Raw genomic sequence first — 16710 nt, 5'->3', positions numbered from 1 at the left:
TTCCACGCCCCAGCCCCAGCCCCACAGAACGGATCCGTCATGCGACGACGCCTCGCACCCGCCGCACTGCTTCTCCCGCTCGCCCTGCTCCTGTCCGCATGCGGCGGCAACTCGGCGGCCTCGACCGGCGGCGACACCGACGGGTCGGGCTCGCTCACGCTCAACGTCGGTGACCAGAAGGGTGGTTCGGAAGCCATCCTGCGGGCCGCCGGTGAACTCAAGAACCTGGACTACAAGATCAAGTGGTCCACCTTCACCTCAGGACCACCACTCCTGGAGGCCGTCAACGCGGGCGCCGTCGACATCGGCGGGGTCGGCAACACGCCCCCGGTCTTCGCGGCCGGCGCCAACTCGAAGATCACGGTGGTGGCCGCCTGGCACGGCACGTCCAAGGGCGACGCCATCCTCGTACCGAAGGACTCGAAGCTGTCGAAGCCCGCGGAGCTCAAGGGCAAATCCATCGCCGTGGCCCAGGGCTCCTCCGCGAACTACCAGTTGGTCGCCTCCCTGGAGAAGGCCGGGCTGAAACTGAGCGACGTGAAGGTCAAGTACCTCCAGCCGGCCGACGCGCTGGCCGCGTTCACCTCCGGGAAGGTCGACGCGTGGGCGGTGTGGGACCCGTACACCTCGCAGGTGCTCCAGGCGAAGACGGGCCGCGTCCTGACGACCGGCGACGGCATCACCAACGGCCTCACCTTCCAGGTGGCCGCGCCCGCCGCACTGCGGGACAAGAAGAAGGCGGCCGCCGTCGAGGACTACCTGGACCGGCTGCGCCGCGCCTACGACTGGGTGTACGACCACCCCGAGGAGTGGGCCAAGGTGTGGGCCGAGGAGACGGGGCTGCCGTACCAGGTGGCACTGGACGCGGTGAAGCTCACCAACGCCTCCCGAGTTCCGGTCGCGGTCGACAAGCCGCTGATCGCCTCCGAGCAGGAGATCGCCGACACCTTCACCGACCTGAAGCTGATCCCGCGCAAGGTCGACTTCTCCCGGTTCGTGGACCCGCGGTTCAACGGCAAGCTGCCGGCGTCCACGACCGCCCCCCGCGTCTTCAAGGAGACCTCATGACCGTCCGTCTCCACTGGTTCCTGCCGACGGGCGGCGACGGCCGGACGCTCGTCGACCGGCACGCGTACGCCTCCAACGGGTCCGGTCCGGTGCGCGGGGTGCGTGCGCCCGACATCGAGTACCTGGCCCAGATCGCCAAGGCGGCCGAGCAGTTGGGCTTCGAGGCGGTGCTCACCCCGACCGGCACCTGGTGCGAGGACGCCTGGCTGACGACCGTGGCGCTGGCGCAGCACACCGAGCGGCTCAAGTTCCTGGTGGCGTTCCGGCCGGGGCTGATCTCGCCCACCCTCGCCGCGCAGATGGCGGCCACCTATCAGCGGGTCACGCGCGGTCGGCTGCTGCTGAACGTCGTCACGGGCGGCGACTCGACCGAGCAACGGCGCTTCGGCGACCGGCTCGACCACGACCGGCGCTACGAACGCACGGACGAGTTCCTGTCGGTGGTCCGCGGGGTGTGGCGCGGTGAGCCGTACGACTTCAACGGCACGCACTACCAGGTCGACGGCGGGCTGACCGCGCTGCCGCCGGACCCGGTGCCGCAGTTGTTCTTCGGCGGATCCTCCGCCGCCGCCGGGCCGGTCGCCGCACGGCACGCCGACGTCTATCTGACCTGGGGCGAGCCGCCCGCGCAGGTCAAGGAGAAGATCGACTGGATCCGCTCGCTCGCCGAGCGGGAGGGCCGCACGGTCCGGTTCGGGATCCGGTTGCACACCATCTCGCGCGACTCGGCGGCCGAGGCCTGGGCCACCGCGAACCGGCTGCTCGACGACCTCGACGCGGACAGCGTCGCGGCGGCGCAGGCGGCGCTCGGCCGCAGTGAGTCGGTGGGCCAGCAGCGGATGCTGGCCCTGCACGGCGGCTCGCGTGACGAGCTGGAGATCCATCCGAATCTGTGGGCGGGCGTGGGTCTGGTGCGCGGCGGCGCGGGCACCGCGCTCGTCGGCAGTCACGCCGAGGTCGCGGACCTGATCGAGGAGTACCACGCGCTGGGCGTCGAGCACTTCGTGCTCTCCGGGTATCCGCACCTGGAGGAGGCGTACTGGTTCGGAGAGGGCGTGATCCCCGAGCTGGCGTCCCGTGGGCTGGTCGAGCCCACGACCGCCGGCCGGCCGTTCCTCGTGGGCAGCGGGCGCTGACCGCACGGGAAGATCCACGGGCTTCGCGCTGTTGGTAGAACCGTGAACAACACGCGCGAGGTCGAGGTGGTCGTCATAGGCGCCGGGCAGGCCGGACTGGCCGACGCCTATCACCTGCGCCGCACGGGGTACGAGCCGGACCGGGACTTCGTGGTGCTCGACCACTCCCCCGGCCCCGGCGGTGCCTGGCAGTTCCGATGGCCGTCGCTGACGTACGGCAAGGTGCACGGGATGCACGCCCTGCCCGGCATGGAACTCACCGGCGCCGATCCGGCCAGGCCGTCCGCCAAGGTCGTCACCGAGTACTTCGACAGGTACGAGCGCGCCTTCGACCTGCGGGTCAGGCGGCCCGTCGAGGTCCGTGCCGTGCGGGAGGGCGAGGGCGGCCGGCTGCTCGTCGAGACCTCCGACGGAACCTGGGCGACCCGGGCGCTGATCAACGCGACCGGGACCTGGGACCGGCCCTTCTGGCCGCGCTACCCGGGCCAGGAGACCTTCCTCGGACGCCAGTTGCACACCGCGCGCTACGCCGGTCCCGAGGAGTTCGCCGGGCAGCGGGTCGTCGTGGTGGGCGGGGGCGCCTCCGGCACCCAGCATCTGCTGGAGATCGCCCCCTACGCGGCCGCCACCACCTGGGTCACCCGGCGGCCGCCGGTGTTCCGTGAGGGGCCCTTCGACGAGAACGTGGGCCGGGCCGCGGTCGCGCTCGTCGAGGAGCGGGTGCGCCAGGGACTACCGCCGAAGAGTGTCGTGTCGGTGACGGGGCTTCCGCTCAACGACGCGATCCGGCAGGGGATCGCGGACGGGGTGTTGGACCGGCTGCCGATGTTCGACCGGATCACACCCGACGGCGTGGCGTGGAACGACGGCCGTCGCGTGCCTGCCGACGTCATCCTGTGGGCGACCGGGTTCCGGGCCGCCATCGACCACCTGACGCCGCTGAAGCTGCGCGAGCCGGGCGGCGGGATCCGGGTCGAGGGCACGCGCGCGGTGGCCGATCCGCGGATCCACCTCGTCGGCTACGGCCCGTCGGCGAGCACCATCGGCGCCAACCGGGCGGGACGTGCGGCCGTACGGGACATCAGGCGGTTGCTGTCCGAGGAGCGCGTCGCCGCGTGATGTCCCGGACGGCCGGCGGTGGCCGGTCAACCGCGGTGACCGATCAATCGGCGATGACGGACGACAACCGTCGGTGTGTGATCAGCCGGTGGTGGCCGGACTCCGCCGGTGGAGCCGGTTGAACTCGGCGACATTGCGCTGGTGCTCCGCGTAGTCTGCCGTGAAGCGCGTGTCGCCAGGCTTGACCGTGACGAAGTACAGCCAGTCGCCCGGGGGCGGGCTGATCGCGGCGCGCATCGCGTCCTGCCCCGGGTTCGCGATCGGGGTCGGCGGCAGACCCATGCGCTGGTACGAGTTGTAGGGGCTGTCGATCCGGGTGTCGGCCTCGGTGGTCTTCAGTGTGGAGCGGTTGAGCGCGTAGTTGATGGTGGAGTCCATCTGCAGCGGCATGCCACGCTCCAGGCGGTTGAAGACGACCCTGGCCACCTTGCCCATGTCGGCCTTGGAAGCGGCCTCGGACTGGACGATGCTCGCGATGGTGACGGCCTGGTAGACGTTCATGGCGTTGCGCTGCGCGCCGGCCGCGATCGGGGCGCCGTTGAACTTCTTGTGGGCGGTGTCGACCATGAACGCCAGCATCTGCTCCGGAGTCGCCTTCTCCTTGAGCGGATACGTCGCCGGGAAGAGGTAGCCCTCCGGGTTGCCCTCCGCGTCGACCGGCAGCCTCAGGTTGGCCTTGCGCAGGGACTTCCTGGTGGTTCCCGCGGGCAGGGCGAGGGCCTTGTCGACGGCGTCGTAGACCTGGCCGGCGCGCCAGCCCTCCGGGACGACCAGGGCGGTGGGCTTCTTCTCCTCTTCGCCGTCCAGGGTCAGCAGCGGCACCGCCACGGCGGTGCCGGCCACGACGGCCCCGATCGCGATCAGGGCGAGACGGCCCCGGCGCGTCAGTCGGATCATGCTCCGTGGCGGAGTGTTCATGTGCATGCGGGCACGGTAACCCGTCAATACCAACAAATCCGACAAATTCGACATATCGTCAGCTTGTCGGCTCCAGTCGGGCGTCCCGGCGAACCAGGGCCGCATACCGCCCGTCCCGCGCCAACAGCTCCTCGTGCGAGCCCCGTTCGGCCACCTGCCCGGAGTCCAGAACCACGATCTGGTCGGCAGCCCGAATGGTGGACAGCCGGTGCGCGATGGTGATCGTCGTGCGGTTGGCCGAGAGGGCGTCGATCGCTTCCTGGACGGCGTGTTCGGTGCGGGTGTCCAGGGCGCTGGTCGCCTCGTCGAGGATCAGCACCGGCGGATCGCGCAGGATCGTCCGGGCGATGGCCAGTCGCTGCTTCTCACCGCCGGAGAAGCGGTGGCCACGCTCGCCGACGACGGTGTCGTATCCGTCGGGCAGGGAGGCGATGTGGTCGTGGATCTGGGCCGCCTTCGCCGCCTGCTCGATCTCCGCGTCGGTGGCGTCCGGCTTGGCGAAGCGCAGGTTGTCGGCGACCGAGGCGTGGAAGAGGTACGTCTCCTGGGAGACGACGCCGATCGCCCGGGCGAGGGTGTCGAAGTCCAGGTCGCGCACGTCGACCCCGTCGAGGGTGACCCGGCCGCCCGTCACGTCGTACAGCCGCGGCACCAGATAGCCGAGCGTGGACTTGCCGGCACCGGTCGGGCCGACGACCGCGAGACTGCTGCCCGCGGGGACGGTGATGTCGATGCCGTCGAGGATCGCGCCGGCCGCGCCCCTGTCGCTGTCGCCGCCGCCCTTCTCGCTGCCCTTCTCGCTGACTTTGTCGCTGTCGTAGTGGAAATCGACCTTCTCGAAACGGACCTCGCCCTTGACGGGGTCGAGACGGACCGCCTGTTCGCGCTCGGTGATGTCGATCGGCAGATCGAGGTACTCGAAGATGCGCTGGAAGAGCGCCAGCGAGGTCTGGATCTGGACTCCGGTCGACAGCAGGCTGACGGCGGGGCGGAACAGACCCTGCTGGAGTGAGACGAACGCGACGATGGTGCCGATGGAGACCTCGGGGCCGCTCGTCCGGAGAGTGAGACCGGCGGTCCAGTAGATGACCGCGGGCATGGCGGCCATGACGATCGAGATGACCGCCATGCGCCACCGTCCGGCCATGTTCGACCGCACCTCGAGGTCGACCAGCTCCTCCGACTCCTCGGAGAAGGACCGGGTGAGCGAGTCGGAACGGCCCATCGTGCGGCCCAGCAGGATGCCGCTGACCGACAGCGACTCGGTGACGGTCGCCGCCATCGCGGCCATCTGCTTCTGGCGCTGGGTGGTGATCTTCTTGCGTTCGTTGCCGACCCGGCGGCTGATCCACACGAAGGCCGGCAGCAGGACCAGGGAGACGACGGTCAGCCGCCAGTCGAGGGCGATCATCGCGATGATCGTGGCGACCACGCTGGTCAGGTTGGAGACCAGGGAGGTGGCGGTCGAGGTGACGGTGGCCTGCATGCCGCCGATGTCGTTGGCGATGCGGGACTGGACCTCGCCGGTGCGCGTGCGGGTGAAGAAGGCGAGGGACATGCGCTGGAGGCGGCCGTAGACCGCGGTGCGCAGGTCGTGCATGACGCGCTGGCCGACCGTGGTGGAGATCAGGGTCTGCAGCACACCGAAGACGCTGGTGAGGACGGCGCTCAGGATCATGCCGAGCGCGAGCAGGCTCAGCAGGCCGGTGCGGCCCTCGGGGATGGCGACGTCCAGTGTCTCCTTCAGCAGGAACGGGGTCGCCACGGTGACCAGGGACGCGGCGCCGACCAGCAGGCCGACGATGCCGAGTCGGGCACGGTAGGGCTTGAAGAGCTTGAGGATGCGGCGCACCTGCCGGGGCTGTTCGGTCGAGGTGCCTGGAGAAGGTGTCCAGTTGATGTGGTCTCGGGGCATGGCTCCTACGGAGGGTGAGGCGATGAGGATTCATGGAGCATAGCTCATTGTTACCTATACTCACAATGAGCTTGGTCCTGATATTGTTCCCGTATGACCACCCCCGATTCCGACGGCCCGCTCGCCGATCAGCTGCTGCGGCTGACCCGCCGGGTGCATCGCATCCAGAAGCGCCATCTGGCGCAGCGCGGCCTCGGCATCACTCCGGCCCAGTCCCGGCTGCTGCGCACCCTCGCCCACTGCGACGCGCCGCCCCGGATGGCGGACCTCGCCGAACGGCTGGAGGTCGTCCCCAGGGCCGTGACGACACTCGTCGACGCGTTGGAGGTCGGCGGCAAGGTGCGCCGGGTGCCGGACCCGACCAACCGCCGGGTGATCCGTATCGAGCTCACCGACGACGGACACAAGGCCCTGCTGGAGCTGCACGGCGCGCGCAGGTTGGCCGCGGAGGAGATCCTGGCGCCGCTGACGAGCGAACAGCGGGAACTGCTCGGCGGGTTGCTGGACACGCTGGTGGAGGGGGCGGTCGACGGGGTGCCGGAGCGGGGGCGGACCTGCTGAGCGGTTGAGCCGCACTCGGGAAACGCGGAAGGGCCCGCCGGACTACGCGCGCGGAAAGCCCGAAACGGGCGGCGGCCCCGCTCCGCACTGCTGGAGCAGGGGCCGCCGCCCGTCCTGTCGTGGTCGTCAGTCGGCTTTTGGGGCCGGTTCCTTGACCGACTGGGCCGGTACGGCCGCCAGCTTGCCGTCGGGGTCGGCCGCGACCGGGGCCACCGGGACGTCGGCGACCTGCGCCTTCGCCGCCGACGGCGCGCCCTTGCCGCCGTCCGCTTCCGGCACGGTCGGCCCGCCCTCGTCGTCGTCCGTCGGCACGATCTCGCCGTTCAGGACCTTCCTCGCCCTGTCGGCGTCCAGCGCGCCCTCCCAGCGGGACACGGCGAAGACGGCGACGCAGTTGCCGAGCAGATTCGTCACGACGCGCATCGAGTCCATGATGCGGTCCACACCGAGCAGCAGGGCGACGGCGCCGGCGGGGATGGCCCCCAGCGAGGAGGCGGTCGCGGACAGGGCGAGGAACGCCGAACCGGGAATGCCCGCCATGCCCTTGCTGGTCAGCATGAGCACCAGGACCACGGTGATCTGCTGACTCAGGCTCAGGTCCACGCCCACGGCCTGGGCGATGAACAGCGTGCCGATGGACAGGTAGAGCGAGGCACCGTCGAGGTTGAACGAGTAGCCCGTGGGCAGCACCAGGCCCACCGCGTCGTCGCGGGCACCGGCCCGGCGCAGCTTCTGCATCACGCGCGGCATGACCGACTCGGTGGACGCGGTGCCGAGCGCGAGCAGCATCTCCTCGCGGATGTAGCGGACGAACTTCCAGAGGCTGAGCCCGGTGACCGCCTTGAGCGCGACGCCGAGCAGCACGAGGAAGAGCGCGGCGGCGGCGTAGCACAGGATGATCAGCTTGGCGTAGGTCTCGATCACGCCGAGTCCGTACTGCCCGATCAGGAAGGCCATCGCGCCGAACACCGCGATCGGCGCGAGCCGCATGATGAAGCCGACGATCGCGAAGATGATCTCCTGCGCCTGTTCGACGGCGGGCAGCACCTTCGGCACCTTGGTGTGGCCGAGGTGCAGCAGCGCGGCACCGACCAGACAGGCCAGGATCAGCACCTGCAGAAGCTCGTTCTCGGCGAAGGCGCCTATGAAACTCTGCGGCAGCGCGTTGAGGACGAACTCGGTCGTGGAGGGCAGCGATCCGCCCCCGGTCTTCGCTTCGACCGCCGAGGTGTCGAGCTGGGACGGGTCGACGTTCATGCCGGAGCCGGGCTGCACGACGTTGGCGGCGAGCAGCCCGATGAGCAGGGCGAGGGTGCTCGCGACCTCGAACCAGACGAGGGCCTTGAGTCCGATCCGGCCGAACGCCTTCAGGTCACCGGCCTTGGCGATGCCGACGACGACCACACAGAACACCAGGGGGGAGATGATCGTCTTGATGAGCCGGGTGAAACCGTCGCCGAGCGGCTGGAGTTCCGTGGCCGCGTCCGGCCACAGCTTCCCGACGACGATTCCGAGTACGAGCGCGCAGGCGACCTGCGCGAAGAGAGAGGTACGCAGTATGCGTGCGACGCGTCGCGGCAGGGACGGGACGGACGGTGGCACGGGCACTCCTTGAGGGGGGACGGCGGTACCCAGAAGCCTGGGGGGGACTTCTGCGATACGGAAAGCGGATTCCGTGCCGTTCACTTTGGGGGTGTCATTGATTCCGCACAAGACCACGGTGTTTCACTCGCGTAAATCACGCACTCCTGTGACGCATCGCACACAACTGCCTTCAGCAGCCTCGGTGATTGCCGATGAGCACTCCCTGAACGGTCCTCAGAGAGCGGTCGTAGCACCGGGCCGGTCCGTGGATCCGATAGCGCTCGCTCGTGGTACCGACCGCGTGCCGCTGGTCGCGGGGCACGTTCGCCGTGTACGTCGCGTCGCCCTGGTAGGTGTCGTCGAACCGCGTCCACGCGGTGCGTCGGCCCTCGCGTGACTCCGTCACCGCGGCACGGTCACCGAGGGTCAGCACGGTCCTCAACCGGTCGGCGGCTCCGAGCGTGGTGGTGCCGTCCATCGTGTACGTCCGCCGGGTGTGCGTCGTACGGGCCGGTCCGCGCCCGTCGACGGTGACCGACTCGTCGTCCGCCCATGTGGCGTCCAGGGAGTCGACGGTCTCGCCGTCGGTCCAGCGGTGCGAGGAGGTGTTCGCGAGGACACGACGGACGGTGGTCGCAACTCGCCCGTGCGAGGTGTCGACGTATCCGGCGACGGTCAGCCGATGACCACCCTCCGTGGCTACCCGATGGTCCGAACCCGGCGTGTACGTGGAGGAGTTCACGAGGTCCGCGCTCTTGTGCACGGTGAGCTTCCCGCCGACGTGCGTGCTCTTGGCGTCCTGGTGGACGAGGACGTTGACCGGGGTGCTCCAGCCGCTCTGTCCCTCGGGGACGCCGACGACGGAGACCTCGACCCGGTGCGGGCGGCCGTCGTTGAGAATCCCGGCGAACGGCGTCAGGTCGTATTCGATCGGCTTGATGTCCAGGGCGCGCGGTCCCGGAACGACGTACCAGAGAAAGGGGTTGGACCAGCCGCCGGTCCACACGGTCGGGAACGGCGCGGCGATCCCGGCGAGGCGACCGTCGACCTTGAGCTGGACCTCGCGGTAGGGGCCGCCGGCGGCCTGGCAGGAGTACGGGGCCGAGTCGGGCACCGTCAGGTACCAGTACTCCTCACAGCCGCCGCCGGAACCGGTGGCGTACACCTCGGCGACGATGCGTTCGCTGTTGCGCGGGGTGGTGAGCGTGTTGTCCTTGAGGGTCAGCACGCGGTCCGGGGCCGGGGCCTGCGACCTTCCCGCGTAGAAGGTGAGCGAGACCTTCACGTCGATGACGCCGGTGTAGGTGTCGTCGACGACGTTCCCGATCAGCATCTCGACGTCCTGGCTGCGGCGGAAGGTGTCGCTGTAGCGCGTGACGTCCTTCTCGACGGACCACTCGATGCCGTCGGGCGAGGGCTGGGGCGTCGACGTACGGAGGATCTCGACGCCGCCGACATGGACGTAGCCGAGCCGGTCGAACTGCCGTCCCTTGACCTTTCCGTCCAACCGGAGCACCACCTTGCTCCAGCGCTCGCCGCAGCCGTCGGGGGGCGTGTAGGAGCCCTTGTACGGCGTGAAGTCACGGAACTGCGCCTCGGCGAGGGTGACGTGGCAGGACTTTCCGGCGGGCTTCTCGACGGGCGGTGCCGCGGTGACCGGGTCGTGCCAGTCGGTCCCGAACTCGGCCGGGGCCAGAGCCGCTTGCGTCAGGGCCGGGGCCGCCTGGGCCGGTTCCGCCTGATCCGGAGCCGCCTGGGCCCGGCTCGTCCCGAGGAGGGTGCTCGCCAGGAGGGTCGCTCCGGCGAGCATGGACATGGTGATCCGTCTCTTCATGGCCGGTGTTCTACGGCCAGTCGGGCACCCTCCGCAATGAGGCCTCCCCCCGAGCGTCAGGCCTTCAGGTCGGCCCTGTCCCCCATGACGACCACGGGATGCCGTTCCGGGTCAAGGGTGCGCAGCAGATACCGCATCGCCGACCTGGGCAGGCTGACGCACGCCGACGTGCCGCTGCCGTGGTCCATGTGCAGCCAGATCCCGCCGCCCTCGGACTGCCCCCGCGGGCGGACCGGATCGTTCGGCGGGGCGCCCTTCACCCGGTTGTAGTCGATGGCGATGACGTAGTCGAAGTCGTGCCAGTACGACCTGGCCCACCAACGCGGGGCCGCGAAGGCGGCGGACCGGGTGTACGGAAGCCGGGCCCCGGGGTCCGGCAGCACACCGCCCGCGTCGCTGAGCGTGAACACACCGACGGGGCTGCGGTGGTCACCCTCGTGATGGTTCGTGGTCCAGCCCCTTTTGCCGTTGTGCGCGGGCCAGTTGCCGGTGCGTTCCCAGGTGGCGCCGTGCCTGGTGTAGAGGACGACGGTCGACTCGGCAGAATTCCTGCCCTCGCCGTAGACCGCCACGACCTGGCGCGTGTCGGCGGAGATCCGCCGCTGAAGTCGGTCGCCGACATCGGGGATGCGTGTCGGGTCGGTGTCCTGGCGGGAGTCGGCCGGGTTGCCCGCGGCTCCCGTCTCCGTGCCGCCACGTCCTTCCGGGCCCGGTCCGCCGCAGCCCGGCAGCGCGATCAGGAGGGCCCCCAGGGCCGCCGTCGCGACCGCGGCACGCCATGCATCACCACTCCGCATTGCCCCATGGTCGCATCGCGGGCAGCCGGTTCTGTTCGCCGCGACGGAAAACCGGTTGCTTCCGACCACGCCGCGACGCGAACCTTTCACGGCTTGTTGCCGCCGTTCGCGGTCCCCCCACCCCCTGACACGAGCCACTGGGACGTCATGCAGATTCAAGACCTTCCGTACCCCGACCCGGGTACGCCGGACGCGCGTTCGGGTCCCCGATTCCTGTGGTGGCTCTTCCGCAACCAGCTGAGAGGGCAGCTCAAGTCGCTGGCCTGGGGGCTGCTTCACTTCGGGTCCGTCTGCGTACTGCCGTTCTGTGTCGGCCTGGCCGTCCAGGCCGTCGTCGACCACTCCGGTTCCCGGCTCGCCCTCGCCGGTGCCCTGCTCGCGGTGTGCTGCGTCGGCAACGCGGTCGGCGAGACCTTCCTGCACCGCTCGGCAATCACCAACTGGATCACGGCTGCCGCGCGCGTCCAACAGTTGCTGGCCCGCAAGGCCGCCATGCTGGGCTCGGCGCTGACCCGACGGGTCGCGGCCGGCGAGGTCGTGGCCGTCTCCACGGGCGACGTCGAGAAGATCGGCTGGTTCGTGGAGGCCGTCTCCCGGTTCACCGCGGCGGCGGTCACCCTCGTGCTGGTCTGCGTCGGCCTGGTCGTCTACCAGCCGGCGCTCGGCGTGGTCGTCGCGGTGGGCCTGCCGCTCCTCGCCCTGGCGGTGCTGCCGCTGCTGCCCCGGGCGACCCGGCGTGCCGACATCCAGCGGGAGAAGGCGGGGCGCGCCACCGAACTGGCCTCGGACACCGTGGCCGGTCTGCGCGTCCTGCGCGGCATCGGCGGCGAGGACCTCTTCCTCGACCGCTACCGCCGCGCCTCCCAGGAGGTCCGTCACGCGGCCGTGCGCAGCGCCAGGATGTGGTCACTGATCTCCGCGATCCAGGTACTGCTGCCCGGACTGCTGCTGATCGGGGTCGTCTGGTACGGCGTCGGCCTGGCTCGGGAGGGCCGGATCGACGTCGGTGAACTGGTCACCGTCTACAGCTCGGTGATGCTCCTCACGTATCCGCTGAGGCACTTCGAAGAGATCGCGATGGCCTACTCCTTCTCCCGCCCGTCGGCCCGGCGTGCCGCGCGCGTGCTGTCGCTGGAGCGCGCCACCGACACCGGGGGCTCGCGCCCCGCCGAGACCCCGTCCGGCGACCTGTACGACCCGGCGACCGGTCTGCTGGCACCTGCCGGCCGATTCACCGCCGTGGTGTGCGGCGACCCGGACGCGGCGGGACTGCTGGCGGAGCGACTGGGCGGCCACCCCTCGGACGAGGGCGCGTCGGTCCTCCTGGGCGGTGTGCCGCTCGACGACCTGCCGCTCGACTCCGCCCGCACGGCCGTCCTCGTCCAGGACAAGGATCCGGTCCTGCTGTCCGGCTCCCTGCGTGAGCTGCTCGACGTGCCCGCCTCGGGCGACGTCGGCGCCGAAGCGGCACTGGCGGCCGCACAGTGCGGGGACGTCCTGACCGCCCTCGTGCAGGGGTCGATCGACGCCGAGGACCCGATGGACGCCCGGATCACAGAACGCGGTCGGTCCCTGTCCGGCGGCCAACGCCAGCGGCTCGCGCTGGCCCGGTCGCTGGTGACGGACCCGGAGGTGCTCGTCCTGGACGAGCCGACCTCCGCCGTCGACTCGCACACGGAGGCACGGATCGCGGACGGGCTGCGAGAGCTGCGCACCGGGCGGACGACCGTCGTGTTCACCTCCTCCCCGCTGCTCCTGGACCGGGCCGACCGGGTCGTGCTCGTGCACGAGCACGAGGTCGTGGCGGTCGGGGTACACCGCGAGCTGGTGCACAAGGAGCCCCGGTACCGGGCCGTGGTGACCCGCGAGACCGAGGAGGAGGCCGCCCGGCTGGGGCAGAGAACAACCGGCTCGAAGCGGGACGACGTGCTGGACGCGGGCGATGTGCCTGCCACCGGGGACGTGGCGTCCGCGGGCCGCGCACTGGACGCCGCCGACGTACTGGACGCACTGGAAGAGATCGAGGAGACAGCATGATCGGCGTGGCTCCCCCGGCGTACGACCCGGCGGCCCCGACGACGGCGAACACCCTGCCCATCGGCGCCTCCGCGACCGTCCGCGCCTACGTGGCCGAACTGTTCCACCGGCACCGCCGTGCCTTCCTGCTCCTCATGACCGTCAACACGGTGTCCGTGGTCGCCTCGATGGCGGGCCCGTGGCTGCTGGGCGGGCTCGTGGAGCGGGTGTCGGACGGGGCCCGCGAACTCCACCTGGGGCTGACGGCCGGACTGTTCCTGTGCGCGCTGGCCGTCCAGGCGGTGTTCGTACGAGAGGTGCGGCTGCGCGGGGCGATGCTCGGCGAGCGGATGCTGGCCGACCTGCGCGAGGACTTCCTGGTCCGGTCCGTCGGACTGCCGCCCGGAGTCCTGGAGCGAGCCGGGACGGGCGATCTGCTGTCCCGGATCACCACCGACATCGACCGGCTGTCCAACGCGATGCGGGAGGCCGTGCCGCAGCTGGCGATCGGCGTGGTGTGGGTGGTGCTGCTGCTGGGCGGGCTGGTGATCACCGCGCCGCCGCTGGCGGCCGCCGTGCTGCTCGCCGTACCGCTGCTGCTGGCCGGCTGCCGCTGGTACTTCAAACGGGCCGGAGCGGCCTACCGCTCGGAGGCCGCCGGGTACGCCGCCGTCGCCGCCGCGCTCGCGGAGACCGTGGACGCCGGGCGCACCGTCGAGGCCCAGCGGCTCGGGGCCCGCCGCATCGCGCTGTCGGAGCAGCGGATCAAGGAGTGGACGGCGTGGGAGCGGTACACCCTCTGGCTGCGGTCGGTGCTCTTCCCCATCGTCAACACCACCCATGTGATGATCCTCGCCTCGGTGCTGATGGTCGGCGGTGTGTTCGTGCTGCAGGGCTGGATCGGCGTCGGGCAGCTGACCACGGGTGCGCTGATCGCACAGATGCTCGTCGACCCGGTCGGGCTGATCCTGCGCTGGTACGACGAGTTGCAGGTGGCCCAGGTGTCGCTGGCCCGGCTGGTCGGTGTCCGGGACATCGAGCCGGACGCCGGTGACGAGGCGGTGGCACCCGAGGGACGGGACGTGCACGCGGACCGGGTGCACTTCGGCTACCTCGAAGGCGTGGACGTGCTGCGCGAGGTGTCCCTGGAGGTCCCCCCCGGCACCAGGCTGGCGCTGGTCGGCCCCTCCGGCGCGGGCAAGTCCACGCTGGGCAGGCTGCTCGCCGGGATCTACGCGCCCCGGGACGGCCGGATCACCCTGGGCGGCGCCGAGCTCTCCCGGATGCCGGCCGAACGGGTCCGCTCGCACGTGGCCCTCGTCAACCAGGAGCACCACGTCTTCGTGGGCTCCCTGCGCGACAACCTGCTCCTCGCCCGGACCGCGGCGACCGACGCCGAGCTGTGGGCGGCGCTGGGAGCGGTGGACGCCGACGGGTGGGCGCGCGCCCTGGACGACGGCCTGGACACCGAGGTCGGCTCGGGCGGGCTGGCGCTCACTCCCGCCCAGGCACAGCAGATCGCCCTGGCCCGGCTGGTGCTGGCCGACCCGCACACGCTGGTCCTGGACGAGGCGACCTCCCTGCTCGATCCGCGAGCGGCCCGCCACCTGGAACGGTCGCTGGCCCGGGTCCTCGACGGCCGCACGGTGGTCGCGATCGCCCACCGGCTGCACACCGCCCACGACGCGGACGTCATCGTCGTCGTGGAGAGGGGCCGGATCAGCGAGCTGGGCAGCCACGACGAGCTGGTCGCGGCCGACGGAGCGTACGCGGCGCTGTGGCGGTCCTGGCACGGGTGACGGCGCGGCTCCACCGGAGCGGGGGCGGCGCGGGGGCGGGGGCGGGCACGGTCCGGGGGCGAGTGGTCCCCGGACCGTGCCCGTGCCGTTGCGCGGTGCCGAAGTCGAGTGGAAGGCTGGATAACGGCACCGGCTCGGGGAGCGTTCGCGAACCGCACGGTTCACCGACGAGCGCGGCTTGTGCACCGTACGTCTGCGGTCCGCCGCCGGCCACGGGGAGAAGGAGCCCGGTTCCATCACCTGGAGGTACCCGTGAACAGCGCCGACGGATGGGGAGACGACGTCTACCAGCCCGACGGATCCGAGATCCAGGACGACGCGGGGCTGCTCGACGCGGAGGACACCCTGGAGAACGACGGAGTCGGCGATCCCCTCGACCGGGGCTGGTCGCCTCCGGAGCGGCCCTGGGCGGTGGAGCACACGGGTGTGACGGCCGCGGAGCGCCACATGGGCGAGACGCTGGACCAGCGGCTCGCCGAGGAGCGTCCCGACCTGCTCGAGCCCGACGGCGACGGCATCGGTGACTGCGACGGAACCGACGGGGAACTCCTCGACGAGGAGGTCGGGACGGCCCGCTCCGGCCGTCTCGTGGCGCCGGACGAGGGGGCACACGAGGACGAGGAGAGCGCGCTGGTCGCCACGGACGTGGGTATCGACGGCGCCGCCGCGTCCGCCGAGGAGGCAGCGATACACATCGTCGACGAGGAGACCGGGGCCGGATGACCCCACCGGTCCCGTGCCGCGGGCCGCCCGGCCGACGCCGCACAAGGAGGATCCATGCAGCAGGACAAGCAGCCCGACTACCACCCGGTCGTCTTCCGCGACCGCTCCGCCGGTTACGCCTTCCTCACCCGGTCCACCGCGACCAGCGACCGGACCATCGCGTGGGACGACGGCGAGACCTACCCGGTCGTGGACGTGGAGATCTCCTCGGAGAGCCACCCCTTCTACACCGGCAGGGCCCGCACAGTGGACTCGGAAGGCCGCGTCGCCCAGTTCGAACGCCGCTACGGAGGCGGGGCCGGCCAGGGATCCGGCGGGACGTGAGTCCCCGGTGGCGATACCGGAGGATCGTGAGCCCCTGCCCGTGCGGACGGCGATCGCGCGGCGCGGCCCGCTCAGATGAAGTTGAGCGCCGCCGCGCAGCCCACTCCGCCGAGCAGCATGAACGCCGGCATCAGCACTTTCAGCTCGACCCAGCTGCCCGCCCGGAAGCGCATGACCTTCGGCGGACCGATGGGATACCACCGCTTGCGGCCGACCGGGATCGGCCACAGGATCGGGCACCCGGAGACCGTCAGCGCGTCCCCGATGTCGTGCACGAGCGCACCCAGCACGATCGGCAGCCCCAGCCACAGATACTCCTGGCCCGGCGCCGCGAACAGCCAGTCCGAGCCGTTGCCCGGCTTGTCCAGGACGCCGGCGAGAATCCACGCGCTGGTCGCGGCCAGCAGCCAGACCAGGACATCCGCACTGGAGCCACGGGTCGCCCGCCACAACAGACCTTCGATGGCCAGCACCATGTGCACGAACAGGAGCGCCAGCACGGCCCAGCGACCACCGGTGATCGCCGCCACCGAGGCGCCGGCGCCGATCATCGCGGCCCACAACCAGGTGTGCGTGAGGGTCCGGTGCCCGCCGGAGCGACGCGGATCGCCCTGCTTCTTGGTGGCCTTGTAGACGGCGTAGGAGAGCTTGTCGACGATCTCGCACAGTCCGCGGGAGATGGGTCCGAAGGCCCGCGAGATGGTGGCGGCCTTGTGGTCGAGATCCGGGGCGAGCGCGGCTCCGGCGCAGATCAGAGCTCCGGCGAGGAGGACCGGCCAGGGCATCGTGTGCCCGGTCGCTGCGGCTGCCGCGCCGACGCCCAGCCAGGCTGCGGCCCCCGACAGTGAGTGTGCTGGTCCCATCATGGCCGGTGTCCGCCCCATTCCTCGTGTGCCGCTGCCCAGTTGACGCGGCG

The 16710-nt window shown here is 70.9% G+C and carries 14 protein-coding genes; 8 read left to right on the top strand and 6 right to left on the bottom strand.

Translation table 11 applies throughout. The features are described 5' to 3' along the window. The first annotated feature begins 39 nt into the window (after positions 1 to 39). From OHA64_RS42360 to OHA64_RS42350, 3 genes are read left to right on the top strand one after another with little or no spacing between them, the layout of a single operon-like run. The gene (locus tag OHA64_RS42360; protein ID WP_405622513.1) at positions 40 to 1068 is read left to right on the top strand and encodes an ABC transporter substrate-binding protein; all 1029 of its coding nucleotides are present in this window, start codon (positions 40 to 42) and stop codon (positions 1066 to 1068) included. Then, positions 1065 to 2204 carry an LLM class flavin-dependent oxidoreductase gene (locus OHA64_RS42355; RefSeq protein WP_405622512.1) on the top strand — a complete coding sequence of 380 codons (1140 nt, stop codon included), beginning with the start codon at positions 1065 to 1067 and terminating at the stop codon, positions 2202 to 2204. The genes OHA64_RS42360 and OHA64_RS42355 overlap by 4 nt, the downstream gene beginning before the upstream one ends. Before the next feature lie 42 nt (positions 2205 to 2246). After that, entirely contained in the window at positions 2247 to 3323 is a 1077-nt protein-coding gene (locus OHA64_RS42350) for an NAD(P)-binding domain-containing protein (RefSeq protein WP_405622511.1), read from the top strand. Between the two features lie 81 nt (positions 3324 to 3404). On the opposite strand, the gene mltG is transcribed toward OHA64_RS42350, so the two are convergent. Further along, complete coding sequence (gene mltG / locus OHA64_RS42345) at positions 3405 to 4247, bottom strand: endolytic transglycosylase MltG (RefSeq protein WP_405622510.1); 843 nt, start codon at positions 4245 to 4247, stop codon at positions 3405 to 3407. A 52-nt stretch (positions 4248 to 4299) separates the two neighbouring features. Further along, complete coding sequence (locus tag OHA64_RS42340) at positions 4300 to 6156, bottom strand: ABC transporter ATP-binding protein (protein WP_405622509.1); 1857 nt, start codon at positions 6154 to 6156, stop codon at positions 4300 to 4302. 93 nt (positions 6157 to 6249) lie between these two features. On the opposite strand from OHA64_RS42340, the gene OHA64_RS42335 reads away from it, so the two are divergent. Then, a complete protein-coding gene (locus tag OHA64_RS42335) occupies positions 6250 to 6717 on the top strand; it encodes a MarR family winged helix-turn-helix transcriptional regulator (protein WP_405622508.1) in 468 nt (155 codons plus the stop codon). Between the two features lie 126 nt (positions 6718 to 6843). Here the strand turns inward: OHA64_RS42335 and OHA64_RS42330 are convergent, their stop codons facing one another. The 3 genes from OHA64_RS42330 to OHA64_RS42320 all read right to left on the bottom strand — a co-directional run bounded on the left by OHA64_RS42330 (position 6844) and on the right by OHA64_RS42320 (position 10932). Next, the gene (locus OHA64_RS42330) at positions 6844 to 8319 is read right to left on the bottom strand and encodes a cation:dicarboxylate symporter family transporter (RefSeq protein ID WP_405622507.1); all 1476 of its coding nucleotides are present in this window, start codon (positions 8317 to 8319) and stop codon (positions 6844 to 6846) included. Positions 8320 to 8491: 172 nt separating this feature from the next. After that, positions 8492 to 10135, bottom strand: coding sequence for a peptide-N4-asparagine amidase (locus OHA64_RS42325; protein ID WP_405622506.1), 1644 nt, complete (start codon positions 10133 to 10135; stop codon positions 8492 to 8494). A 56-nt stretch (positions 10136 to 10191) separates the two neighbouring features. After that, a complete protein-coding gene (locus OHA64_RS42320) occupies positions 10192 to 10932 on the bottom strand; it encodes a hypothetical protein (protein WP_405622505.1) in 741 nt (246 codons plus the stop codon). Positions 10933 to 11079: 147 nt separating this feature from the next. On the opposite strand from OHA64_RS42320, the gene OHA64_RS42315 reads away from it, so the two are divergent. The 4 genes from OHA64_RS42315 to OHA64_RS42300 all read left to right on the top strand — a co-directional run bounded on the left by OHA64_RS42315 (position 11080) and on the right by OHA64_RS42300 (position 15794). Beyond that, a complete protein-coding gene (locus tag OHA64_RS42315; RefSeq protein ID WP_405622504.1) occupies positions 11080 to 12969 on the top strand; it encodes an ABC transporter transmembrane domain-containing protein in 1890 nt (629 codons plus the stop codon). Further along, complete coding sequence (locus OHA64_RS42310; protein ID WP_405622503.1) at positions 12966 to 14747, top strand: ABC transporter ATP-binding protein; 1782 nt, start codon at positions 12966 to 12968, stop codon at positions 14745 to 14747. The genes OHA64_RS42315 and OHA64_RS42310 overlap by 4 nt, the downstream gene beginning before the upstream one ends. Before the next feature lie 252 nt (positions 14748 to 14999). Continuing rightward, the gene (locus OHA64_RS42305; RefSeq protein WP_405622502.1) at positions 15000 to 15470 is read left to right on the top strand and encodes a DUF5709 domain-containing protein; all 471 of its coding nucleotides are present in this window, start codon (positions 15000 to 15002) and stop codon (positions 15468 to 15470) included. Between the two features lie 54 nt (positions 15471 to 15524). Further along, positions 15525 to 15794 carry a type B 50S ribosomal protein L31 gene (locus OHA64_RS42300; protein WP_405622501.1) on the top strand — a complete coding sequence of 90 codons (270 nt, stop codon included), beginning with the start codon at positions 15525 to 15527 and terminating at the stop codon, positions 15792 to 15794. Between the two features lie 71 nt (positions 15795 to 15865). Here the strand turns inward: OHA64_RS42300 and OHA64_RS42295 are convergent, their stop codons facing one another. Then, a complete protein-coding gene (locus tag OHA64_RS42295; RefSeq protein ID WP_405622500.1) occupies positions 15866 to 16660 on the bottom strand; it encodes a metal-dependent hydrolase in 795 nt (264 codons plus the stop codon). Positions 16661 to 16710 lie beyond the last annotated feature (50 nt).

It is taken from the genome of Streptomyces sp. NBC_00076 (assembly GCF_045041235.1).
Taxonomy (GTDB): Bacteria; Actinomycetota; Actinomycetes; order Streptomycetales; family Streptomycetaceae; genus Streptomyces.
Note: the sequence above shows the minus strand (reverse complement) of the source record. Positions and strands in the feature narration are given on the sequence as shown.